The organism is Baekduia sp., assembly GCF_035996765.1.
Classification (GTDB): Bacteria; Actinomycetota; Thermoleophilia; order Solirubrobacterales; family Solirubrobacteraceae; genus Baekduia.
Genome location: NZ_DASYJG010000027.1, coordinates 17,021 through 34,874, shown reverse-complemented (window position 1 = coordinate 34,874; position 17,854 = coordinate 17,021). Strand labels below are relative to the sequence as shown.

At 70.6% G+C, this 17,854-nt stretch carries 19 protein-coding genes; 6 read left to right on the top strand and 13 right to left on the bottom strand.

Features of this window, described 5'->3' with window-relative positions; translation table 11 throughout:
* Window positions 1–65 precede the first annotated feature (65 nt).
* The 4 genes from VGO10_RS05785 (at window position 66) to VGO10_RS05770 (ending at window position 4,099) form a co-directional block, all read left to right on the top strand.
* On the top strand, window positions 66–1,172 hold the full coding sequence (locus VGO10_RS05785) for an SUMF1/EgtB/PvdO family nonheme iron enzyme (protein WP_327466097.1): 1,107 nt from the start codon (window positions 66–68) through the stop codon (window positions 1,170–1,172).
* Window positions 1,172–2,185 carry an L-histidine N(alpha)-methyltransferase gene (gene egtD / locus VGO10_RS05780; RefSeq protein WP_327466095.1) on the top strand — a complete coding sequence of 338 codons (1,014 nt, stop codon included), beginning with the start codon at window positions 1,172–1,174 and terminating at the stop codon, window positions 2,183–2,185. Before VGO10_RS05785 ends, egtD begins: the two co-directional genes overlap by 1 nt.
* 161 nt (window positions 2,186–2,346) lie before the next feature.
* Window positions 2,347–3,318 carry a sensor domain-containing diguanylate cyclase gene (locus VGO10_RS05775; protein WP_327466093.1) on the top strand — a complete coding sequence of 324 codons (972 nt, stop codon included), beginning with the start codon at window positions 2,347–2,349 and terminating at the stop codon, window positions 3,316–3,318.
* Between the two features lie 19 nt (window positions 3,319–3,337).
* A complete protein-coding gene (locus VGO10_RS05770) occupies window positions 3,338–4,099 on the top strand; it encodes an SDR family NAD(P)-dependent oxidoreductase (RefSeq protein ID WP_327466091.1) in 762 nt (253 codons plus the stop codon).
* A 54-nt stretch (window positions 4,100–4,153) separates the two neighbouring features.
* Here VGO10_RS05770 and VGO10_RS05765 read toward each other — a convergent pair whose 3' ends face one another.
* From VGO10_RS05765 to aroF, 8 genes are all read right to left on the bottom strand, one after another.
* On the bottom strand, window positions 4,154–5,215 hold the full coding sequence (locus VGO10_RS05765; protein ID WP_327466090.1) for a PKD domain-containing protein: 1,062 nt from the start codon (window positions 5,213–5,215) through the stop codon (window positions 4,154–4,156).
* Between the two features lie 141 nt (window positions 5,216–5,356).
* Entirely contained in the window at window positions 5,357–5,722 is a 366-nt protein-coding gene (locus VGO10_RS05760) for a hypothetical protein (protein WP_327466089.1), read from the bottom strand.
* Window positions 5,723–5,793: 71 nt separating this feature from the next.
* Window positions 5,794–6,402, bottom strand: a complete 609-nt coding sequence (locus VGO10_RS05755; RefSeq protein WP_327466087.1) for a hypothetical protein — start codon at window positions 6,400–6,402, stop codon at window positions 5,794–5,796.
* Between the two features lie 528 nt (window positions 6,403–6,930).
* Window positions 6,931–7,371 (bottom strand): hypothetical protein, encoded by a 441-nt coding sequence (locus VGO10_RS05750; RefSeq protein WP_327466085.1) that lies wholly within the window; start codon window positions 7,369–7,371, stop codon window positions 6,931–6,933.
* Between the two features lie 610 nt (window positions 7,372–7,981).
* Complete coding sequence (locus VGO10_RS05745) at window positions 7,982–8,458, bottom strand: SRPBCC family protein (protein WP_327466084.1); 477 nt, start codon at window positions 8,456–8,458, stop codon at window positions 7,982–7,984.
* 21 nt (window positions 8,459–8,479) lie between these two features.
* The gene (locus VGO10_RS05740; protein ID WP_327466082.1) at window positions 8,480–9,643 is read right to left on the bottom strand and encodes an acetyl-CoA C-acyltransferase; all 1,164 of its coding nucleotides are present in this window, start codon (window positions 9,641–9,643) and stop codon (window positions 8,480–8,482) included.
* A 132-nt stretch (window positions 9,644–9,775) separates the two neighbouring features.
* Complete coding sequence (locus tag VGO10_RS05735) at window positions 9,776–10,309, bottom strand: NUDIX hydrolase (RefSeq protein ID WP_327466080.1); 534 nt, start codon at window positions 10,307–10,309, stop codon at window positions 9,776–9,778.
* 20 nt (window positions 10,310–10,329) lie between these two features.
* The gene (gene aroF, locus VGO10_RS05730; RefSeq protein WP_349258920.1) at window positions 10,330–11,352 is read right to left on the bottom strand and encodes a 3-deoxy-7-phosphoheptulonate synthase; all 1,023 of its coding nucleotides are present in this window, start codon (window positions 11,350–11,352) and stop codon (window positions 10,330–10,332) included.
* A 104-nt stretch (window positions 11,353–11,456) separates the two neighbouring features.
* Between aroF and VGO10_RS05725 the strand changes: the two genes are divergently transcribed.
* Window positions 11,457–12,695: a sensor histidine kinase gene (locus VGO10_RS05725; protein ID WP_327466078.1), complete on the top strand. Its 1,239-nt coding sequence runs from the start codon at window positions 11,457–11,459 to the stop codon at window positions 12,693–12,695.
* Window positions 12,683–13,333 carry a response regulator transcription factor gene (locus VGO10_RS05720; protein ID WP_327466077.1) on the top strand — a complete coding sequence of 217 codons (651 nt, stop codon included), beginning with the start codon at window positions 12,683–12,685 and terminating at the stop codon, window positions 13,331–13,333. Before VGO10_RS05725 ends, VGO10_RS05720 begins: the two co-directional genes overlap by 13 nt.
* A 64-nt stretch (window positions 13,334–13,397) precedes the next feature.
* On the opposite strand, the gene VGO10_RS05715 is transcribed toward VGO10_RS05720, so the two are convergent.
* From VGO10_RS05715 to VGO10_RS05695, 5 genes are read right to left on the bottom strand one after another with little or no spacing between them, the layout of a single operon-like run.
* Window positions 13,398–14,375, bottom strand: coding sequence for a hypothetical protein (locus tag VGO10_RS05715; protein ID WP_327466075.1), 978 nt, complete (start codon window positions 14,373–14,375; stop codon window positions 13,398–13,400).
* Window positions 14,345–14,671 (bottom strand): hypothetical protein, encoded by a 327-nt coding sequence (locus VGO10_RS05710; RefSeq protein WP_327466073.1) that lies wholly within the window; start codon window positions 14,669–14,671, stop codon window positions 14,345–14,347. Before VGO10_RS05710 ends, VGO10_RS05715 begins: the two co-directional genes overlap by 31 nt.
* 34 nt (window positions 14,672–14,705) lie before the next feature.
* Window positions 14,706–16,226, bottom strand: coding sequence for a GMC family oxidoreductase (locus tag VGO10_RS05705; protein ID WP_327466071.1), 1,521 nt, complete (start codon window positions 16,224–16,226; stop codon window positions 14,706–14,708).
* A 49-nt stretch (window positions 16,227–16,275) separates the two neighbouring features.
* The gene (locus VGO10_RS05700; protein ID WP_327466069.1) at window positions 16,276–16,692 is read right to left on the bottom strand and encodes a hypothetical protein; all 417 of its coding nucleotides are present in this window, start codon (window positions 16,690–16,692) and stop codon (window positions 16,276–16,278) included.
* 40 nt (window positions 16,693–16,732) lie between these two features.
* Entirely contained in the window at window positions 16,733–17,431 is a 699-nt protein-coding gene (locus VGO10_RS05695) for a FadR/GntR family transcriptional regulator (protein ID WP_327466067.1), read from the bottom strand.
* Window positions 17,432–17,854: the final 423 nt, after the last annotated feature.

Here is a 17,854-nt window from a genome sequence, read left to right as displayed (position 1 = left end):
AGCGCACGCGCGCCGAACCTGGTCGAAGGGGCGAAGCCGACGTTGTAACGTCTGCCCCGTCGGGCATGACGGACCAAGCCATGACGGTCACCCACACCGCCAACGTGGTCGAAGATCTCGCCGCCGTGCGCCAGCGCACGCTGGCGCTGGTCTCGCACCTCGCCACCGAGGACCTCGAGCGGCAGATCGCGCCGATCATGAGCCCGCTCGTCTGGGACCTCGGGCACATCGCGGCATACGAGGACCTCTGGCTGGCCCATCGCCACGCGGGCATGGAGCTGCTGCGCCCCGACCTCGCGGCGCTCTACGACGCCTTCGAGACGCCGCGCGCCGTGCGCGGGGACCTCGAGATCCTCGGGTACGACGACGCCGTCGCCTACCTCGACGAAGTCCGGGCGCGCACGCTCGCTGCGCTGGAGATCACCGGGCCCGACCCGGTCCTGCACGAGATGGTCCTCCAGCACGAGCTTCAGCACACCGAGACGATGCGCCAGGCGATGGCCATCGCCGGCCTGCTGGCGCCCGGTGAGCCGACGCTGCCGCCGCTGACCACGCCCGAGGGCTGGCTGCACGTCGCCGCCGGCACGCACGCGCTCGGCGCGAGCGACGCGGTCTTCTCCTACGACAACGAGCGGCCGCGCCACGCGGTCGACGTCGACGCCTTCGCCATCGCGCTGCGGCCGGTCACCAACGCCACCTGGCTGCACTTCGTCGAGGGCGGCGGCTACGTGCGCCGCGAGTGGTGGTCCTCGGAGGGCTGGGCGTGGAAGGAGGAGTACGACATCACGCACCACGCCTCCGTGGCGGCCGGAGATCCTGACGCTCCGGCCTGCCACACCTCGTACTTCGAGGCAGAGGCCTTGGCCCGGTGGTGCGGAGCACGGCTCCCCACCGAGGCCGAGTGGGAGAAAGCTTCAGCCCGCCTCGACGGCGTCGGGCACGTGTGGGAGTGGACCGCCTCGACCTTCGGCGGCTATCCCGGCTTCGAGGCCTTTCCGTACCGCGAGTACTCCGAAGTCTTCTTCGGTGACCGGTACCACGTCTTGCGCGGCGGCTCCTGGGCGACGCATCCTCGCGTCGCCACCGCCACGTTCCGCAACTGGGACCTCCCCGAGCGACGGCAGATCTTTGCCGGCGTGCGGCTGGCCCGCGACCTCGGAGAGCCAACCTGATGGACTCGATCACCGCAACGACCTGCACCGCCGAGCAACGCATCGTCATTGAGTCGTTCCTCGGCGGCGGCGACCACCGCACGCTGGCCGACGACGTCCTGGACGGGCTCACACGCCCGTTCAAGGAGCTGCCGCCCAAGCACTTCTACGACGCGGTCGGCGCCGAGCTGTTTGACCAGATCTGCGAGCTGCCTGAGTACTACCCGACGCGCTGCGAGCGGGAGATCCTCGAGCAGCGCTCGGCCGAGATCGTGGCGCGCACGGGCGCGGCCGAACTCGTCGAGCTGGGCTCCGGCACCGCCGCCAAGACGCGCCTGCTGCTGGCCGCGATGCACGAGGCCGGCACGCTGGACCGCTACGTGCCGATCGACGTGACCGAGTCAATGGTGCGCGCCAGCGCGCAGCGGCTGGTGGAGGAGTTCGACGGGCTGCGCGTGCACGGCATCGTCGGCGACTTCGAGCGCCATCTCGAGCACGTCCCACCGCCCGTCGACGGCGGCCCGCGCATCGTGGCCTTCCTCGGCGGGACGATCGGCAACTTCACGCCCGGCAGCCGGCGGCGCTACCTGCGCACGCTCTCGCAGCTGCTCGGCCCCGACGACTTCCTGCTCTTCGGCACCGACCTCGTCAAGGACCCCGCGATCATCGAGGCGGCCTACGACGACTCCGCCGGCGTCACCGCGGCATTCAACCGCAACGTCCTGACGGTGCTCAACCGCGAGCTCGACGCGAACTTCGAGCCTGACGCCTACGACCACGTCGCGTTCTTCGACCGCGACCGCGAGTGGATCGAGATGCGCCTGCGCGCGCGGCGCCCCCAGCGCATCCTGATCGGCAAGCTCGGGCTGCGGCTGACCTTCGCCGCGGGCGAGGAGCTGCGCACCGAGATCAGCGCGAAGTTCACGCCCGAGCGCATCCGCGGCGACCTCGCCGCCGCCGGGATGGAGCTCGTGGAGAGCCTCACCGATCAAGCTGGACTCTTCGCGCTGAACCTCGCACGCGTCCGCGCCTGAACCTACCCAGAAGGGGCGGAAGCTCCCCTTCCCACAACGAAGCTCCACTTCTAGACTGTTCGCTCCCGGCCAGGCGGCGCCCAGGCACGGATGACCTGCAGATCAGCGCCGCGGCCGGAAGAGAGCGAAACAGAACCTGGATGCAGCGGCTCCTGCAGAGCGTGGAGAGGCTTGCGCGTCTCGCCCAACGCGACGCGGGTCTGCCCGCGGTCCAACGCGCGCTCGGCGAGGAGCTCGTCACGGTCCTCGGGGTCGACCAGGCGCACGTCATCGTGCTCGACGCCGGCCATCCGGCGCACGGCATCGTCGTGATGCGCGACGGGGGCTCCAACGAGTACGTCCTGCGCCCCGACGACCTGCCCGACGCGCTGCGCTGGGTCGCCGACGCGGGCCAGGCCGCCACGGTCGCCGACGCCAGCGTCGACGGCGCCCTTCCTCAGCAGCTGGTCAAGACCTATGGGTTGCGCTCGGCGGCTGTGCTGCCGCTGGCCGCGGGCGACACCGTGCGCGCCGTCGTCCTGCTCGGCTCGCGAGAGCCCCGTGTGTGGGATCCCGCCGAGCTGCACACTGCGAGCGCTTTGTCAGACCTGGCCGGCACGGCGATCGCCTTGCGCGACGCGCGGCTGGCCGCGGCGATCGATCCGCTGACCGGCTGTCTGAACCACGGCGCGATGCGCGAGCGCCTGTCGGAGGAGATCGCCCGCGCCCGCCGCCAGAACACGCCGCTGGCCGTCACGATCCTCGACCTCGACGACTTCAAGCGCGTCAACGACACCTACGGCCACCCGACCGGCGACGTCCTGCTGCGCCACGTGGCCGAGGCGCTGCGCGCCGAGTACCGCAGCTTCGATCAGGTCGCGCGCTATGGCGGCGACGAGTTCGTCGTGATCCTCCCCAACGTCCGCGGGCCCCGCGCCGACATCGCCGCCGCACGCGCCCTGCGCGTCCTGCGCGAGATCCACATCACCCGCCCCGACGGCGGCCAGGAGGGCATCACCGTGTCCTGCGGCGTCGCCGAGTGGGTCGAGCCCGAGGGTCCGGCCGAGTTGCTGGAACGCGCCGACAAGGCGCTGCGCGGGTCCAAGGCGGCGGGCAAGGACGGCCTCGTCCGGGCGCCGACGCCGACGAGCTGACGTAAATAGGGTCCCGCCCATGGACATCTCCGGAAGTGGTGCACTGGTCGTCGGCGGGGCCTCGGGTCTCGGTGAGGCGACCTCGCGGCGGCTGGCCGAGGCCGGCGCCGTGCTGACGATCGCCGACGTCAACGCCGAGAAGGGCCAGGCGGTTGCCGACGAGATCGGCGCGACGTTCGTCCAGGTCGACGTGCGCGAGGAGGAGCAGGTGCAGGCGGCGGTCGACCAGGCTGCCGCGGCCGACGGCGGGCTGCGGATCGCGATCACCTGCGCCGGCACCGGCTGGGCGCAGAAGATCGCCAACTCCAACGGCCCGCACCCGCTGCAGCCGTTCGAGATCATCATCGCCATCAACTTGATCGGCACCTTCAACGTGCTGCGGCTGGCGTCGGCCGCGATGATCGGCAACGAGCCCAACGCCGACGGCGAGCGCGGCGTGCTCATCAACACGGCCTCGGTCGCGGCGTTCGACGGCCAGATCGGCCAGGTCGCCTACTCGGCGTCCAAGGGCGGCGTCGTCGGCATGACGCTGCCGGTCGCCCGCGACCTGGCGCAGTACGGCATCCGCGTCAACACGATCGCACCCGGCCTGTTCGACACGCAGTTGCTCGCGGCGCTGCCGGAAGAGGCACGCGAGTCGCTCGGCAAGACGATCCCCTTTCCCCCGCGCCTCGGCCGTCCGTCGGAGTACGCGCAGCTGGCCGAGCAGATCGTGGTCAACCCCATGCTGAACGGGGAGACGATCCGGTTGGACGGGGCGATCCGGATGGCGCCGCGGTAAGACGCTCGACGACACCGAACCCGCGCACATCGCGGGTTCGGTGTCGTTCGTCGCTCAGGCGAGCTTCACCGTCAGCGTCCGCCGCGCCGTCGTCGCCTTGGCGCTGGCGCGGCGCCGGACGGAGACGGTGAGCGTCGCGCGCACGCCGCCGTGCGCGCGACGCAGTGCGCGGGTCCCGGCCTTGGTGAGCTTCAGGCGAATGGTGCGGGTGCCGGCGCGCAGGGTCGCGCTGCCGGTCGCCACCACCGTCTTGCCCAGGCGCAGCGTCGCCTTCGCCGACCCCGAGAGGTTGAGGACCACGGTCGCGGTCGTGTGACCGGAGCGGAAGGTCAGAGCGCGGGCGCCGAGGCGGACACGAAGGGCGATCGTGCCGCCGGAGCTGGGACCCGCGCCCGCGCCCTGCTCGCCGCCACCCGACGGGGTGGCCGTCCCGCCGGTCCCGCCCGAACCGGAGCCCGTCGAGGGGCTCCCGGGCTTGGGTGACGTCGGTGGCGTCGTTCCGCCGCCGCCCGTTGCGCCGCCACCGGTCCCACCGCCGCCGGTGCCGCCGCCACCCGTGCCGCCACCACCGCCGGTCGTCGGCCCCTGAGCGACGGACACAACATGGGTCGTCGTGGGCGAGGTCTCGTGGCTGTCGTCGACGTAGCGCAGCCCGACGTTGTAGCTCCCCACCGAGGTGTAGGTCTTCGACGGCGCGGCGCCCGTGGCCTCGAAGATGCCATCGCCGTTGAGATCCCACTCGTAGCGCACGACCGTGCCGTCTGGATCGGTGAACGGCCCCGGCGTGAACGTCACGGGCTGCCCGGTCTTCGGGCTCGTCGGTGCCCAGCTGAAGTCGGGCGTCGCGAACGCGTTGCCCGCGATGTGCACGCTGCCCACCATCGTCGTCGTGTGGATCGCGCAGTGGAACGAGTAGGTCCCCGGGTGGGTGAACGTGTAGGTGTTGGTCGTGCCGCTGGACTGCGTGGGGAAGTCGCCGTTGGTCCAGACCAGCGGGTGGCTCGCAAACGCACCGCTGAACGTGACGGTGTCGCCCACCGCGGCGTTCGTGTCCGGCGGCGAGTAGGGCGCCGGGAGAGCATCGAGCGGGAACGTGACCGCATGGTCATCTGCCATCGCCGTCGCCGTCGCGCATCCCCACGCGACCAGCAGCACGACGGTAGCCCTGGATACCGACACAAGCATGTTCCCCATACCGCGCAAGACCCCGCGCCGCGGGGATCCTTCCCGGCGGCTTAGAGCCGGACCGGCAAGCGTCTACTTCGGCGCGGGCTGCTCTGAGAGCTGAACGTAGGCGGCCCGGAGAACCGTCTCGATGGCCGTGGCACTTCTCGGCTTGAGGTTCCGGTCGGCTCGCAGATAGCTGGCGATGACGGCCATCGTCTCCTCGGATCTCTCAGGAGACGCCTTCTCGCCCACAACGAAGCTCTCAGGCGATACGCCCAGCCACCCGGTCAACGTGACGAACGTATCGGTATCAACCCCACTGCCCTTCGACAAGCGCGAGAACGTCGATGGGCTTACCCCGAGATCCTGGGCGATGTCTCTCCACGACCGACCGACTTCCTCGCGCTTGAGCTCAAGCGCGGCGTAGAGAGCTCCATTGTCGACGTGACGCTTCATCTCATCTCTGGTTTCGGGTCGGGTTTTGTGTTTGAGAGTAGCAACGAGTGTTCGACTGGCGCAACACCTGCTCAACACGCCGCCTGCTGAAGCCGTGACTGCGCGTAGACCTCGAACAGCACACGCTGCCCCGCCTTCAGGTTCAAGTCCATGTACCCCCACCACGCCCGCGGGTAGCTGAGAAAGAGCGCCTTGCCGAGATCCATCTCTTGGCCATACGCCATTCCGTTGCCCACTGCCGCGCTCTCGAAATGCTCTCGGACCTCTACGTTCTCGGCGCCCCCAGGAAAGACCTTGGCGAGCATCTCCATCGAGACGCGCTCGTCCGTCTCCTTGCCGACGTTGACGAGCTGGTAGGCAGTCTGGAGGTTGTCGTCAAAGTCGAGGCCCAGCGCATCAAGCATGACGCTGAACCACGCCCGCACGTGCTCACGCTCCTCCTCCTTGAGGAAGTCGAACCCACACCTCGCCCAGTAATAGACGCCCGTCTCCAGACCGGCATGGACGATCGCCGTCTCGATGCCGATGCGGTCGAAGAACAGGAACGACTGACGAATGACCAGCGGAGCAAGCGCGGTGCCCTGGTAGTCGCCATGGACTCGCAGGAACTCATGATTGGCGACACGCCCTCGGACGTGCAGGACGCGCTCGATACTCGCGGCTTCCCCGCCACTGTCCACAGCTCTCCGCTGAGCCTGATGGCACCACCGTTGACCGTGACCACCTCGCACGCGGAATAGTCGGGACGAAACTCGAAGCCCGACGGGCAGAACGCCGCGACGGCATCGTCGAAAACCGCCAAGCGGCGTGGAGTGTCGAGTCGACAGTTCCCCATGTGGTTGATACGCCAGAGCAGATCGTCTCGCGCCGACGGGAAGGTTCCGCGGTGACGCTGCGCATCGCGGAGCGCCGAGCTTGTTTGCGGCGAGCGAAGTCGCTCGGCAACCCGGCCAATAGGACCGGCCAGTCGAGAGACAGCTCGGAGATTGAGGGACACGTCGAAGAACTTGAGAGCTTGCGGGCGATCCGCGGTGTGCACGCTTGCGACAGGCAAGGCCCGCCCGCCACCCTTTCAGTGGACTCTGGGACAACGAGCCCACCACGCGATTTCGTCGCAGTGTCGACACAGCGGCGAGTGAAAGCCCCGCGGCGCGCTCCTGATACCGGCGTGGTGCGCACGGTGCACCACGCCGGATCGAGGAGGCTGATCAGCCGCGAGCGACGGCGCGAGCGTAGGTGCTGAAGAGGCGGTCCAGCGCCTGGGCGGCGAGGCGGTCGTGGGTGATCTCGGCCAGCGTCTCGGGTGAGATCGGGCCGTTGTGCTCTGGGAGTCGGTCGGCGTTGCTCATCGCCAAGTCGTAACGGCGCAGGCCGAGGAGGTTGATCAGGTCCTCGGTCAACGGGACCTCGAAAGTGTCCTGGGCAGGGTCGACCTTGTCGGGGTTACAGCCGACGGCGTCGATGAGATCGAAGACGTCGCGGTAGCGCTGGAAGAGGCCGTGCTGGGCGTCGGGGCTGAAGTCGAGCAGGTCTTCGAAGTGGTCGTGCTCGAACATCGCGACCTTCTTGGCCTCGTCGCGAAGGACGTCGGCGGTCTGGCGGTCAACGACGAGCGTCGTCGGCGCGTGGGTACGCTGCGGGGTACTCATGGGAGTTACGGCTCCTTGGGTCATGCCCCCGGCCGCTCCAACGGCGCGGGGGTAATGTATTTGGATGAAGGCGGAGCCTAGCTGGCGCGGAGGACGGAATTGGTCAGCTGCACAGAGTTGTTGCGGTCGTTGCACTCTGGCTGCTGAGCGGCCGCCACGACAACCTGGGTACCGGCGTCTGGGCGCTCCGCGCAACCGTTGGTCGTTGTGCGCAAGGTGGTCTGTCGGCACCGAGGGAGTGAGCGGGATCGGTCGCTCGCGGCGTCGGCTCGTCGTCCGCCGGCGCCCAGGCGGCCGTTCCTAACGCGCTTGGCGATCCGTGTCGTCGAGACCCCGATATGCGGGGTCTAGACGACATAGATCAATGGCAAGTCGCGCAGCCGTGCGTTTGCAGCGCGAGCGCGTCGGGACGAGGCGGCGATCCGTGATGTCGACATCCGCGCGGCGCCCGTTCGGTGCCCACACAAATGAGCGCCGAACCACAGCGCAACACTTTCACCCAACACCCCAGACCACCCGAGCGCGGTGGCGACGTCACGGAGCGCCGCCCAACCAACCACACACCACACCCCCACCCCGAAGCCCACGAAGGCCGCGAGCCAACGAAGACCTACAAGATCTTCTTGATCCCCCCGATGGCCAGCGCGTTGCCACGCGCGAGCACGGGCGCTAAGCGGCCTAGCGCCGCGGCACCCGGCAGCCGCGGCGCCACGGCCATGGTCCACGTCAACCGCGTGCCACCACCCACGCCCGGCTCCAGCAGGAAGTCCTCGGCCAGCCCATCGAACAATCGGCGCGACTGCTCCACAACCCGGAACGTCGCCCGGCGGCCGACGTCCCAGCGGTAGAACTCCTCCTCGATCGTCACCGACCGAAACAGCCGCAGGCGCCGCACAGCGCCGACCGTCTGCGGCCGACCCGTCGTCCACACCAGCTGGTCGATGATCGGCGCCCACGACCACATTGCGTCGCTGCCCAAGGCCTCCCACACCTGCTCGGCCGGAGCGGCGAGCTCCACCGTGGCGGGGATCACGATCGGCGCGGTCTCGAAGAACGCGTCGTCGATGGGCTTCAACGTGTAGGTCATGAGCGCCGGATCACCAGACTGCTACTTCAGGCGCTCGACGATCAGGGCCTCGCCCTGACCCTGGGCGACGCACATCGTCTCGAGGCCGATCGTCTTGTCGAGCGTCTCGAGGTCGTTGAGCAGCGTCGTCATGATGCGCACGCCGGTCATCCCGAAGGGGTGGCCGAGCGCGATCGCGCCGCCGTGCGGGTTGAGGTCGTCGAGATCGATCCCGACCTCGGAGGCGATCGGCAGCACCTGGGCCGCGAACGCCTCGTTGAGCTCGGTGATGTCGATGTCCGACGCCGTCATCCCGGCGCGGTCCAGCGCCTTCTTGATGGCACCGATCGGCGCAACGCCCATGTACTCGGGCTCGTTGCCCCACGTGGCCGCCGTGATGATGCGGGCGCGGGGCTTGAGGCCCAGCTCCGCGGCCTTCTCGGCGCTCATGATCAGCGCGGCAGCCGCGCCGTCGTTGAGCGGGCACGAGTTGCCGGCCGTCACGGTGCCGCCCGGCTTGAAGGCCGGCTCCAGCGTGGCGAGCTTCTCGTAGGTCGACGAGGCGCGCGGCCCGTCGTCCTTGGAGACGACCGTGCCGTCGGCGAGCGTGACGGGCACGATCTCGCGGTCAAACACGCCGGCCTCCTGGGCCGCGACCGCACGCTCCTGCGAGCGCTGGGCGTAGCGGTCCTGGTCCTCGCGCGAGACGCCGTACTTGTCGGCGACGTTCTCGGCGGTCAGGCCCATCGCGATGTAGGCGTTGGGCTGGCCGTTGTTGCCCTGGAGGTTCTCGTTCTGATCCTCGGGGTGGGCGGCCTCCTGCGCGGCGTTGTAGCGCGAGACGAACTCGACGCCGCCGGCGATGTAGACGTCGCCCTGGCCCGCGACGACCGCGTTCGCGGCGGCGCGGATGGCGTCGAGGCCGGACGCGCAGTAGCGCGAGACGGTCACGCCGTTGGTGGTCTGCGTGAGCTTGTCGCTCAGCAGCACCGCGATGCGGGCGATGTTGTTGGCCTGCAGGCCCTGCGGCAGGCCGCAGCCGGCGATGAGCTCCTCGACCGTGGTCGGGTCCACACCGGGGTTGCGCTCGAGCAGCTGATCGACCACGAACGCAAGGGTCTCGTCGGGGCGCAGCGAGGCAAGCGAGCCCTTGAAGGCTCGGCCAACAGGCGTCCGGACGGCGTCAACGATGACGGCTTCGGGCATTGAAAATGATCCTCTCGGAGATGAAGCCCGGCGGTCGCACACCACGGGCAGGTTTATCCCCCGGCGGTCGCACACCACGGGGCCTACGCAGTACATGGTAGTGGCCCGGCGGGCCATCACCAGGCGCGAACCCTAGCGGAACATCTCCCAGTAGGAGCGGGCGATCATCCGCCGGGCGAAGACGGTCGCGTCGGGCGGCAGCGCGTCGTGGCGTGCCCAGCACACGCTGGCGATCTCGGCTTCCGAGGGTCGAAGCTCGACTCCCGCGGCGACCTCCACGGCGAAGACGTGGATCCGCTCGCGCTTGCGATCGAAGCGCGACGCCACCTCGGCGATCGGGACGACCGTCAGCGGCTCGATGCCCAACTCCTCCTTGAGCTCTCGACGCAGCGTGACCGACGCGTCCTCGCCCGCGCGCACGTAGCCACCGGGGATGTCCCACTGGTCGCGGCGCGCGTAGGTGTGGCGGACGAGCAGCACCTCATCACCGCAGCAGACGACGGCCTTCATCCCGATGGTGTGTGGCCGCGTGACGAACCACCACGGACGCAGCGCGAGATACCCGGCCCGGTAGGCCCGGCGCAGCATGCGCGGGGAGAGCCGCCGGCGCAGCCGCGCCTCGATGGCCTCGACGACGCGCGGGGTCAAGGACTTGCGCTCGGTCATCGCCGCGCGAAGGACATGCCCTAGGCCAGGACCTTGCCCAGGAGCGCAGCATGGGCGGCCACGTCGCGCGCATACGCGTGGAAGCTCGACGCGAACATCGCCTGCGGCCCGTCGCAGAGCGCGTGCTCGGGATCTTGATGGACTTCGACGATGATGCCGTCAGCCCCGACCGCGGCGGCCGCGCGAGAGAGCGGCTCGACCAGCCGGCGGTCGCCGGCGGCGTGCGACGGGTCGACGATCACCGGCAGGTGCGTGTGCAGCTTGAGCCACGCGACCGCACCGAGGTCGAGCGTGAAGCGCGTGGCGGTCTCGAAGGTCCGGATGCCGCGCTCGCAGAGCATCACGTTCTCGTTGCCTTCCTTGAGCACGTAGTCGGCGGCCATCAGCAGCTCGTCCAAGGACGATGACAACCCGCGCTTGAGCAGGACGGGCTTGCCGAGCTTGCCCGCGACCTCGAGCAACGCGTAGTTCTGCATGTTGCGCGCGCCGATCTGCACCACGTCGGCGTGCTCGGCGATCGCCTCGGCGTGCGCGCTGTCGAGCAGCTCGGTGACGACCGGCAGCCCGGTCTCCTCGCGCGCCTGCGCGAGGATCTCCAGCGCGGGTACGCCGAGCCCCTTGAAGGCGAACGGCGACGTGCGCGGCTTGAACGCGCCACCGCGCAGCATCGCCGCACCACCGGCCTTGACGGCATGGGCGACGGCCAGCGTCTGCTCGCGCGTCTCGACCGTGCACGGCCCGGCGATCAAGGTGAAGGTCTTGCCCCCACCGACCTTGCGGCCGGCGATGTCGAGCACCGTCGCCTCGTGGTGGCTGAGCTCCGAGGACGCCAGCTTGTAGGGGCGTGAGATCGGCACGACACGGTCGACGCCGCCCAGGCCCTCCAGGCCCAGCTCGCGGACACCCTCCGGATCGCCGATCGCGCCGATCGCGGTCGTCAGCTCGCCGGGCATGACCCGCACGTGCACGCCGGTGGTCTCCAGGCGCGCGACGACGGCATCGATTTCCAGCTGCGTGGCCTGCGGACTCATCACGATCATCATGGGCGTATCGCACTGTAGAGCGAGAACCGCTGCGGATTCCCCCACTGCTGTCCGGGCGGAGGCCCGGATTGTGCGCCGCCGCCGCGCCGGTCATCCTGCCTGCAGTGTTCTGGCGCATCGCCAAGCTTCCCCTGACCGCCACGCCGTTCAAGGACCTCGCCTACATCTCGCTCGGCCTCGCGTCCGGGATCTTCGCGCTGACGTTCTTCTTCGTCGGCCCGTTCCTGTCGATCCTGTTGATCATCACGTTGATCGGGATCCCCAAGCTGCTGCTCGACATGTGGCTGACGCAGCTGTGGGCCAACGGCGAGCGGATGCGCGGAGCGCTGGCCGGCGTGCCGATCCCGCTGTCGCGACGGCGCTGGCGCGGCGAGACGATCGTGCAGCGCGTGCGCAACGCGATCACCGATCCGATGACGTGGCGCGAGTTGGTGTGGTTGATCCTGATGTTCGCGGTCGGCACCGCGTCGTTCGTCGCGGGGGTCACCGCGTTCAGCGTCGGCCTCGGCTTCCTGACGCTGCCGTTGTGGGCGTGGTCGCTGCCCGACGGCGTCGAGGTGGGCGTCACAACGATCCGCTCGGTCGGCTGGATGGTCGTCTTCGCGGCGCTCGCCGGGCCGCCGGCGGCGGTGCTCGGCGCCTGGATCCTGCGCGGCAGCGCGCTCGTCCAGGCCAAGCTCGCCCAGGCGCTGCTGGAGGGTGAGGAGCAGGAGCGGATCACCGAGCTCCAGGTCTCGCGCGCGGGTGCGGTGGACGCGGCGGCCGGCGAGCTGCGCCGGATCGAGCGCGATCTGCACGACGGCGCCCAGGCGCGGCTGGTCGCCCTGGCGATGGAGATCGGGATGGCGCGCGAGCAGCTCGAGCGCGACCCCGAGGCCGCGGCCGCGCTGCTGGCCGGCGCGCACGAGGACGCCAAGACCGCGCTGGTCGAGCTGCGCGACCTCGCGCGCGGCATCCACCCTGCGATCCTCACCGATCGCGGCCTTGATGCGGCGGTGAGCGCGCTGGCGGCGCGCTGCCCGGTGCCGTGCACGGTCGCGATCGACCTGCCGGATCGGCTGCCGGCGGCGGTCGAGTCGGCGGCCTACTTCACGATCGCCGAGGCGCTGGCCAATGTCGCCAAGCACAGCGGCGCGGCGCGCTGCGCGATCACGGGCGAGGTCAACGACCTGGTGTTGGCCGTCGAGGTGACCGACGACGGACACGGCGGGTTGAAGGAGTCGGCGGGCACCGGGATCGCCGGCCTGCGCGGGCGCGTCGAGGCGCTTGACGGGCGCCTGCTTGTCGTCAGCCCGGCAGGTGCCGGGACCGTGCTGCGAGCGGAGCTGCCATGCGCATCGTGATCGCCGAAGACCTCGTCCTCCTGCGCGACGGCCTCGTGCGGCTGCTGACCGCGCACGGCCACGAGGTGGTCGCCGCGGTCGGCGATGGTCCGGCGCTCGTGGCGGCGGTGCAGGAGCACCGGCCGGACATCGCGATCGTCGACGTGCGGCTGCCGCCGTCCCAGCGCGACGAGGGACTGCGCGCGGCGCTGGAGGCGCGGCAGCTCGTGCCGGGCACGCCGGTGCTGGTGCTGTCGCAGTACGTCGAGGAGTCCTATGCCGCCGAGTTGCTCGCGGACGGCGCCGGCGCAGTCGGCTATCTCTTGAAGGACCGCGTCGCCGACCCGTCGGACTTCGTCGCCCAGGTCACGCGCGTGGCCGAGGGCGGAACCGCGATCGACCAGGAGGTGGTCCGCCAGTTGCTCGCCCGCCGCCGTGCCGACGATCCGCTCGAGGAGCTCACCCCGCGCGAGCGCGAGGTGCTCGAGCTGATGGCCCAGGGGTTGTCGAACGCCGCGATCGCCCAGCGTCTGGTCGTCACCGACGGCGCGATCGAGAAGCACGTGACCAACATCTTCGGGAAGCTCAGCCTGCACACCGCACCGGGCGGGAACCTGCGCGTGCTCGCCGTGCTGGCCTGGCTGCGTGCAGCGGGCTGACCGCAGCGACTCGGTCTGTGTCGACCTATGGGTCACATAGACCCTTTGCTCGACACGGACCGCCCTACGGATCCGGGAACGGCTGAACCGGCAGGTTGGCCGGCACCTCGCGCGCGCCGAGCTCGTAAGCCCCGCCGTAGGCCGTGCGCAGCGTGACGGCCATGCCGTCGCGCGGGATGACGACGGCCTCGAGCTCGGCGATCGAGCAGTTGGCGACGTGGTGCTCACCGCCGTCGGGATCGGCGTAGCGCCAGACGACGGTCTGGGGGCGGTTGCTGTGGACGGTCAGCCGCAGACGGGCGTCGTGGCCGTGGAGGTTGAGATCCAGATGTGATGGGCCTTCGTTGGCGTGCATCCGCGCGCCCAGGCCACCGATCCGGACCCGCTCGCCGTTGAGCGAGATGACGCCGTTGGCGACCCAGGGCGTGAGCACCCGGCCGACGCGGATGCGCCCGAGCGCGATGTCGAGCCAGTCGTCGGGTCGGTCCTCGAAGAGCACGCCGTGCAGCCAGATCCAGCGCTCGGCGTGCTGGGCGCCCCAGTTGTGGCCGACCATCCCCGGCCACCCGTCGAGCTCGAAGACCTGGCCACCCACGGTCACCGTCCCGCTGACGATGACGTGCGGCCGCGGGCTCTCCAGCTTGGTCTTCGGCAGCGGCGCCGAGTACATGAAGGACTTGGGCAGGTGGCGCAGTGGCGGCTCGGCGCCGCTCCAGGTGAGATCCCACTTGGCCGGCCCGGCGGCGCCGTGCACCCCGTCAGGCCCGAAGCTGCTCTCCCCCACGCGCAGCCAGCCATCGACCTGCGGGTTGTCCGAGGACTCCTTGTAGGCCAGCGGCTCGGGCCGATCAGCATCGAAGACCGTCAGCCACAGCGAGCCCACCGGCGCCTCGTCGGGGGCCTGGTGGACGGTGTGGCGCAGCCAGACCGAGCGCGGGCGCGCGGGGTCGACCGCCCGCACGTAGAAGGACTCGTAGCCGCCGGCCTCCCCGAAGAAGGGGAAGCGGGTGGTCAGTCCTGACCGTGTCGCAGCCCGAGCCACAGCCAGAAGGGATAGGTGGCGAAGATCGCGGCGCTGACGGCGTGCGTCGGCGTGCCGGCGCGGTCGGGGTCCAGCTTGAAAACGCCGGAGTTGAGCATCCAGTCGCGGCCGCTGCGCGCCCGGCAGAGGCGCCAGATCGGCTTGGTCCAGCCCTTGTCGAGGTAGAGCGAGATGCTCGTGACGACGAAGACGCCGATCGTCGCGAGGGCGAGCGGACGCTGACGCTCCGGCGGCACCGCTTGCGCGATGACGCGGCCGTTGGCGTACAACCAGGGTGGGTCGATCAGGAAGGACATCGTCGGGGCGCTCCGTGTCGCGGTGGCAAGACTCTCACGCGAGCAGCCGGTCGGCCAGTCGGGTGGCGAGAGCCATGATGGTCAGCTGGGGGTTGACGCCCAGCGCGGTCGGGACGGCGCTGCCGTCGCAGACGTACAAGTTGGTCGTTCCGTGGGGCGCGCCGTCGGCGTCGAGGACGCCATCGGACGCGCGTGCGGCCATGCGCGCGGTGCCGAGCGGATGGAAGGCCATCAACTTGAGCTCGCGTGCGGTCACGGTGTGGTCGCGCAGCGGTTGGAGGTCGCCGTCGCGCAGCTCGGGCACGGCGCCGACGGGCAGGATGACCCGGCGTGCGCCGGCGGCGAAGAGCAGCTGCGCGAGCCGCTCGATCCCGCGGGCGACGGTCGCGGTGTCCTGCGCGTTCAAGTCATAGCGGACGATCGGGCGTCCGGCGCGGCGGGCCAGCTTCCCGGTGGGAATGTGGCCGCGTGTGGTGTCGCGGATCATCATCCCGAACTGGGCGATGTTGCGGTACTCGAGCATCAGCTCGCGGTGCGCAGGACCCGAGAACGGGACGGCCATCGCCAGGTAGTCGGGCGGTCCCGCGATCCCCTCCAACATGATGCCCTCGTCGGCGAACTCGTCGATGCCGTAGGACTGCGGGACGCCGCGGGCCATGTCCACCACCTCGTCCATCAGCCCCCAGACGGCGGTGGCGGGGTGGATCGAGAGGTTGCGGCCGAGCCATGGGTTGGCGATGCCGCTGGCAGCGAGCAGCCCAGGCGTGTGCAGCGTGCCGGCGGCGAGGACGACGACGGGTGCGTCGATGGTCAGGCGGCCGCCGCCGCGCGTGGTGGCGAGGATGCCGCGGGCGGTGGTGTTGTCATCGTTGAACAGGACGCGCCGCGCGCGCGAGCAGGTGTAGGTCGTGGCGCCCGCCGCGTGCGCGGCGTTCATGTAGGCCTCGCCGGCGTGCTGCTTGGCGCCCGTCGGGCAGCCGAAGGCGCAGACGCCAGAGCCGACGCAGCCGCGCGCATTGCGATGCAGGAAGTGGCCCGACCAGCCGAGCTTCTCGGCGCCGCGCTTGGCGATCAGGGCGTTGGCGCCCGCGAGCTCCTCGGTGACGCGGGCGACGCCGATGGTCTCCTCCACGCGGGCGTAGACATCGTCCAACGTCCCCGGCGCGAGCACGTCAAGGCCGAGCTCGGTCGCCCATTGCTCCTGGACGGCGGCCGGGGCGCGGAAGCAGGTGCCGGAGTTGACGAGCGTCGTGCCGCCGACCGCGCGACCGGTGGGGAGCATGATCGTCGGCGTTCCCGCTGTCGCGCTCTGACCGGCATCGCGGTAGAGCAGCGCGGTCATGTCGCGCGGGCGCGCGGTCAGCTCGTGCTGGGCGAAGGCTCGGCCGTCTTCGAGCACGACCACGCGCTGCCCGGCCTCAGCCAGCGCCCGGGCCACGGGCCCACCGCCGGCCCCGGAGCCGACGATGCAGACGTCGGCGCGCACGTGGCGCTCGCCGCTGAGGCGCGCACCGTCGATGACGCCGCCGGTGATCGGCTCGGTGAGCAGGCTCACGGAGCGGCCTCCGGCAGCGGACGGCGCAGCGCGCAGGAAACGCGCCGCATCACCGGCCTGCCTCCGGCAGCGAGCGCGTCGAAGCGGCCAGCGAGCCCGGGACATAGCCCAGCAGCGCGGAGACCTGCGCATCGCCGTAGTAGCTCACGGCCGCCGAGGCGCGCAGGGCCTCGACCAGCGTGCGGCCGCCGGGCCGCTGCGCGAGGCGGTCCAGCACGGCGAGGCGCGCCGGTGGCGAGAGCCGGCGCCAGCGGGTCCGTGCCCGCGTGAGGCGCGGTGCGATCTCCAGCCCTAGCAACACGGCGCGCAACCCCATGCGGTTGATCGGCGGGGCGAGGGCCAGCCAGGCGTCGAAGGCCCGGACCGCGTCGGTCTTGTCGATCGGCGGCAGCGGCGGCGCGGGCGCTAGCAGCGTGTCGGCGACGCAGGCGAAGATCGACGCCTCTCGCGGCGACAGAACGGTCACGCCGAGTCGCCTCCGAAGGCGCCGCGGTGCGGAAACGCGCTCACCGCGAGCCCTCCTCTGCGTGGGAGTCGAGCATCCGCTGCTCCTGGGCCGTCGCCAACCGCTCGACGGCCGACGCGGCGCGCCCGCCCTCCCCTGCCGCGATCGCCCGCGCAGCGCGCCGGTACAGCGGCGCCAACTCCTCGCGACCGATGACGATCGGGCGAAACCGCTCGAGGTGGCCGAGGTAGAGCTCGCGGATCGAGTTGAGGATCAACGTGAAGACGAGGTTGCCCGCCGCGTCGATGACCGTCGCCATGAACGCCAGGTCGACCAATTGCGCCGCGGCGTCGTCCTCGGCGGTCGCAAACGCTTCGGCGAGCTCGAGCAGCGTCCGTTCATGCGTCCGGCCACGGCGCTCGGCCGCCAGCCGCGCCGACTCGACCAGCAGCAGCCGCCGCGCCTCGAACAGCGCGCCGGTCAGCGCCGGGTCGACGGTGACCGCATAGGCCAGCACGTCGAGCCCGGAGTTCGCGCGCCAGTCCTGCACCCGCATCGCATCGCCATGTTTGACGTCGACAAGCCGCAGCTGCTCCAAGCGCTTGATGCCCTCCCGCAGCGACGCCATGTTGACGCCCAGGTCCGCCGCAAGCGCGCGCTGCGGCGGCAGCCGATCGCCGGGCGCGTAGCGGCCATCGAGCACCGCGGCGACGAGCTGCCGGAAGACCTGCTCGGGTAGGGAAGAGCGGGCGACGGCCATATCGCGGCAGTGTTCCGGTGTTCGGAACAGTTGTCAAGCGGGGCGCCAGTGGCGTTCAGCGCAGGCGTAGTCGGGGCGCGCCGCGTGGTCCGTCGGCACCGAGGAGTGAGAACGAGTCGGCGACACGCGACGCCCCACGTCTTCCGCCAGCGCCCGGGAGGGGTGGGCCTGTTTGCGGACGGCACACGACCGGATACAGGCCCACGTCTGTCGTCGACCATCGAACCGGACCCGCGGGCCCGTCTGCAGACCACATGCGTCCGTAGACAGGCCCACCCCTCCCGGGCGCCGGCGGACGCCCGCAGGCGCAGGAAGCAACGCCAACGCGGATTCCATCCTCGATGCCAAACGGACCACGCACTGCACCCCGGCCAGCGCCCCGCGCGGAACGCCACCAACATGACGCGCCACGACGGCGCTCCC

Excerpts from the sequence above, each read along its gene's own strand:
- VGO10_RS05785 (WP_327466097.1), top strand. The coding sequence starts at position 66 with ATGACGGACCAAGCCATGACGGTCACCCACACCGCCAACGTGGTCGAA.
- egtD (WP_327466095.1), top strand. The coding sequence starts at position 1,172 with ATGGACTCGATCACCGCAACGACCTGCACCGCCGAGCAACGCATCGTC.
- VGO10_RS05770 (WP_327466091.1), top strand. The coding sequence starts at position 3,338 with ATGGACATCTCCGGAAGTGGTGCACTGGTCGTCGGCGGGGCCTCGGGT.
- VGO10_RS05765 (WP_327466090.1), bottom strand. The coding sequence starts at position 5,215 with ATGGCAGATGACCATGCGGTCACGTTCCCGCTCGATGCTCTCCCGGCG.
- VGO10_RS05760 (WP_327466089.1), bottom strand. The coding sequence starts at position 5,722 with ATGAAGCGTCACGTCGACAATGGAGCTCTCTACGCCGCGCTTGAGCTC.
- VGO10_RS05750 (WP_327466085.1), bottom strand. The coding sequence starts at position 7,371 with ATGAGTACCCCGCAGCGTACCCACGCGCCGACGACGCTCGTCGTTGAC.
- VGO10_RS05745 (WP_327466084.1), bottom strand. The coding sequence starts at position 8,458 with ATGACCTACACGTTGAAGCCCATCGACGACGCGTTCTTCGAGACCGCG.
- VGO10_RS05740 (WP_327466082.1), bottom strand. The coding sequence starts at position 9,643 with ATGCCCGAAGCCGTCATCGTTGACGCCGTCCGGACGCCTGTTGGCCGA.
- VGO10_RS05735 (WP_327466080.1), bottom strand. The coding sequence starts at position 10,309 with ATGACCGAGCGCAAGTCCTTGACCCCGCGCGTCGTCGAGGCCATCGAG.
- aroF (WP_349258920.1), bottom strand. The coding sequence starts at position 11,352 with ATGATGATCGTGATGAGTCCGCAGGCCACGCAGCTGGAAATCGATGCC.
- VGO10_RS05720 (WP_327466077.1), top strand. The coding sequence starts at position 12,683 with ATGCGCATCGTGATCGCCGAAGACCTCGTCCTCCTGCGCGACGGCCTC.
- VGO10_RS05710 (WP_327466073.1), bottom strand. The coding sequence starts at position 14,671 with ATGTCCTTCCTGATCGACCCACCCTGGTTGTACGCCAACGGCCGCGTC.
- VGO10_RS05695 (WP_327466067.1), bottom strand. The coding sequence starts at position 17,431 with ATGGCCGTCGCCCGCTCTTCCCTACCCGAGCAGGTCTTCCGGCAGCTC.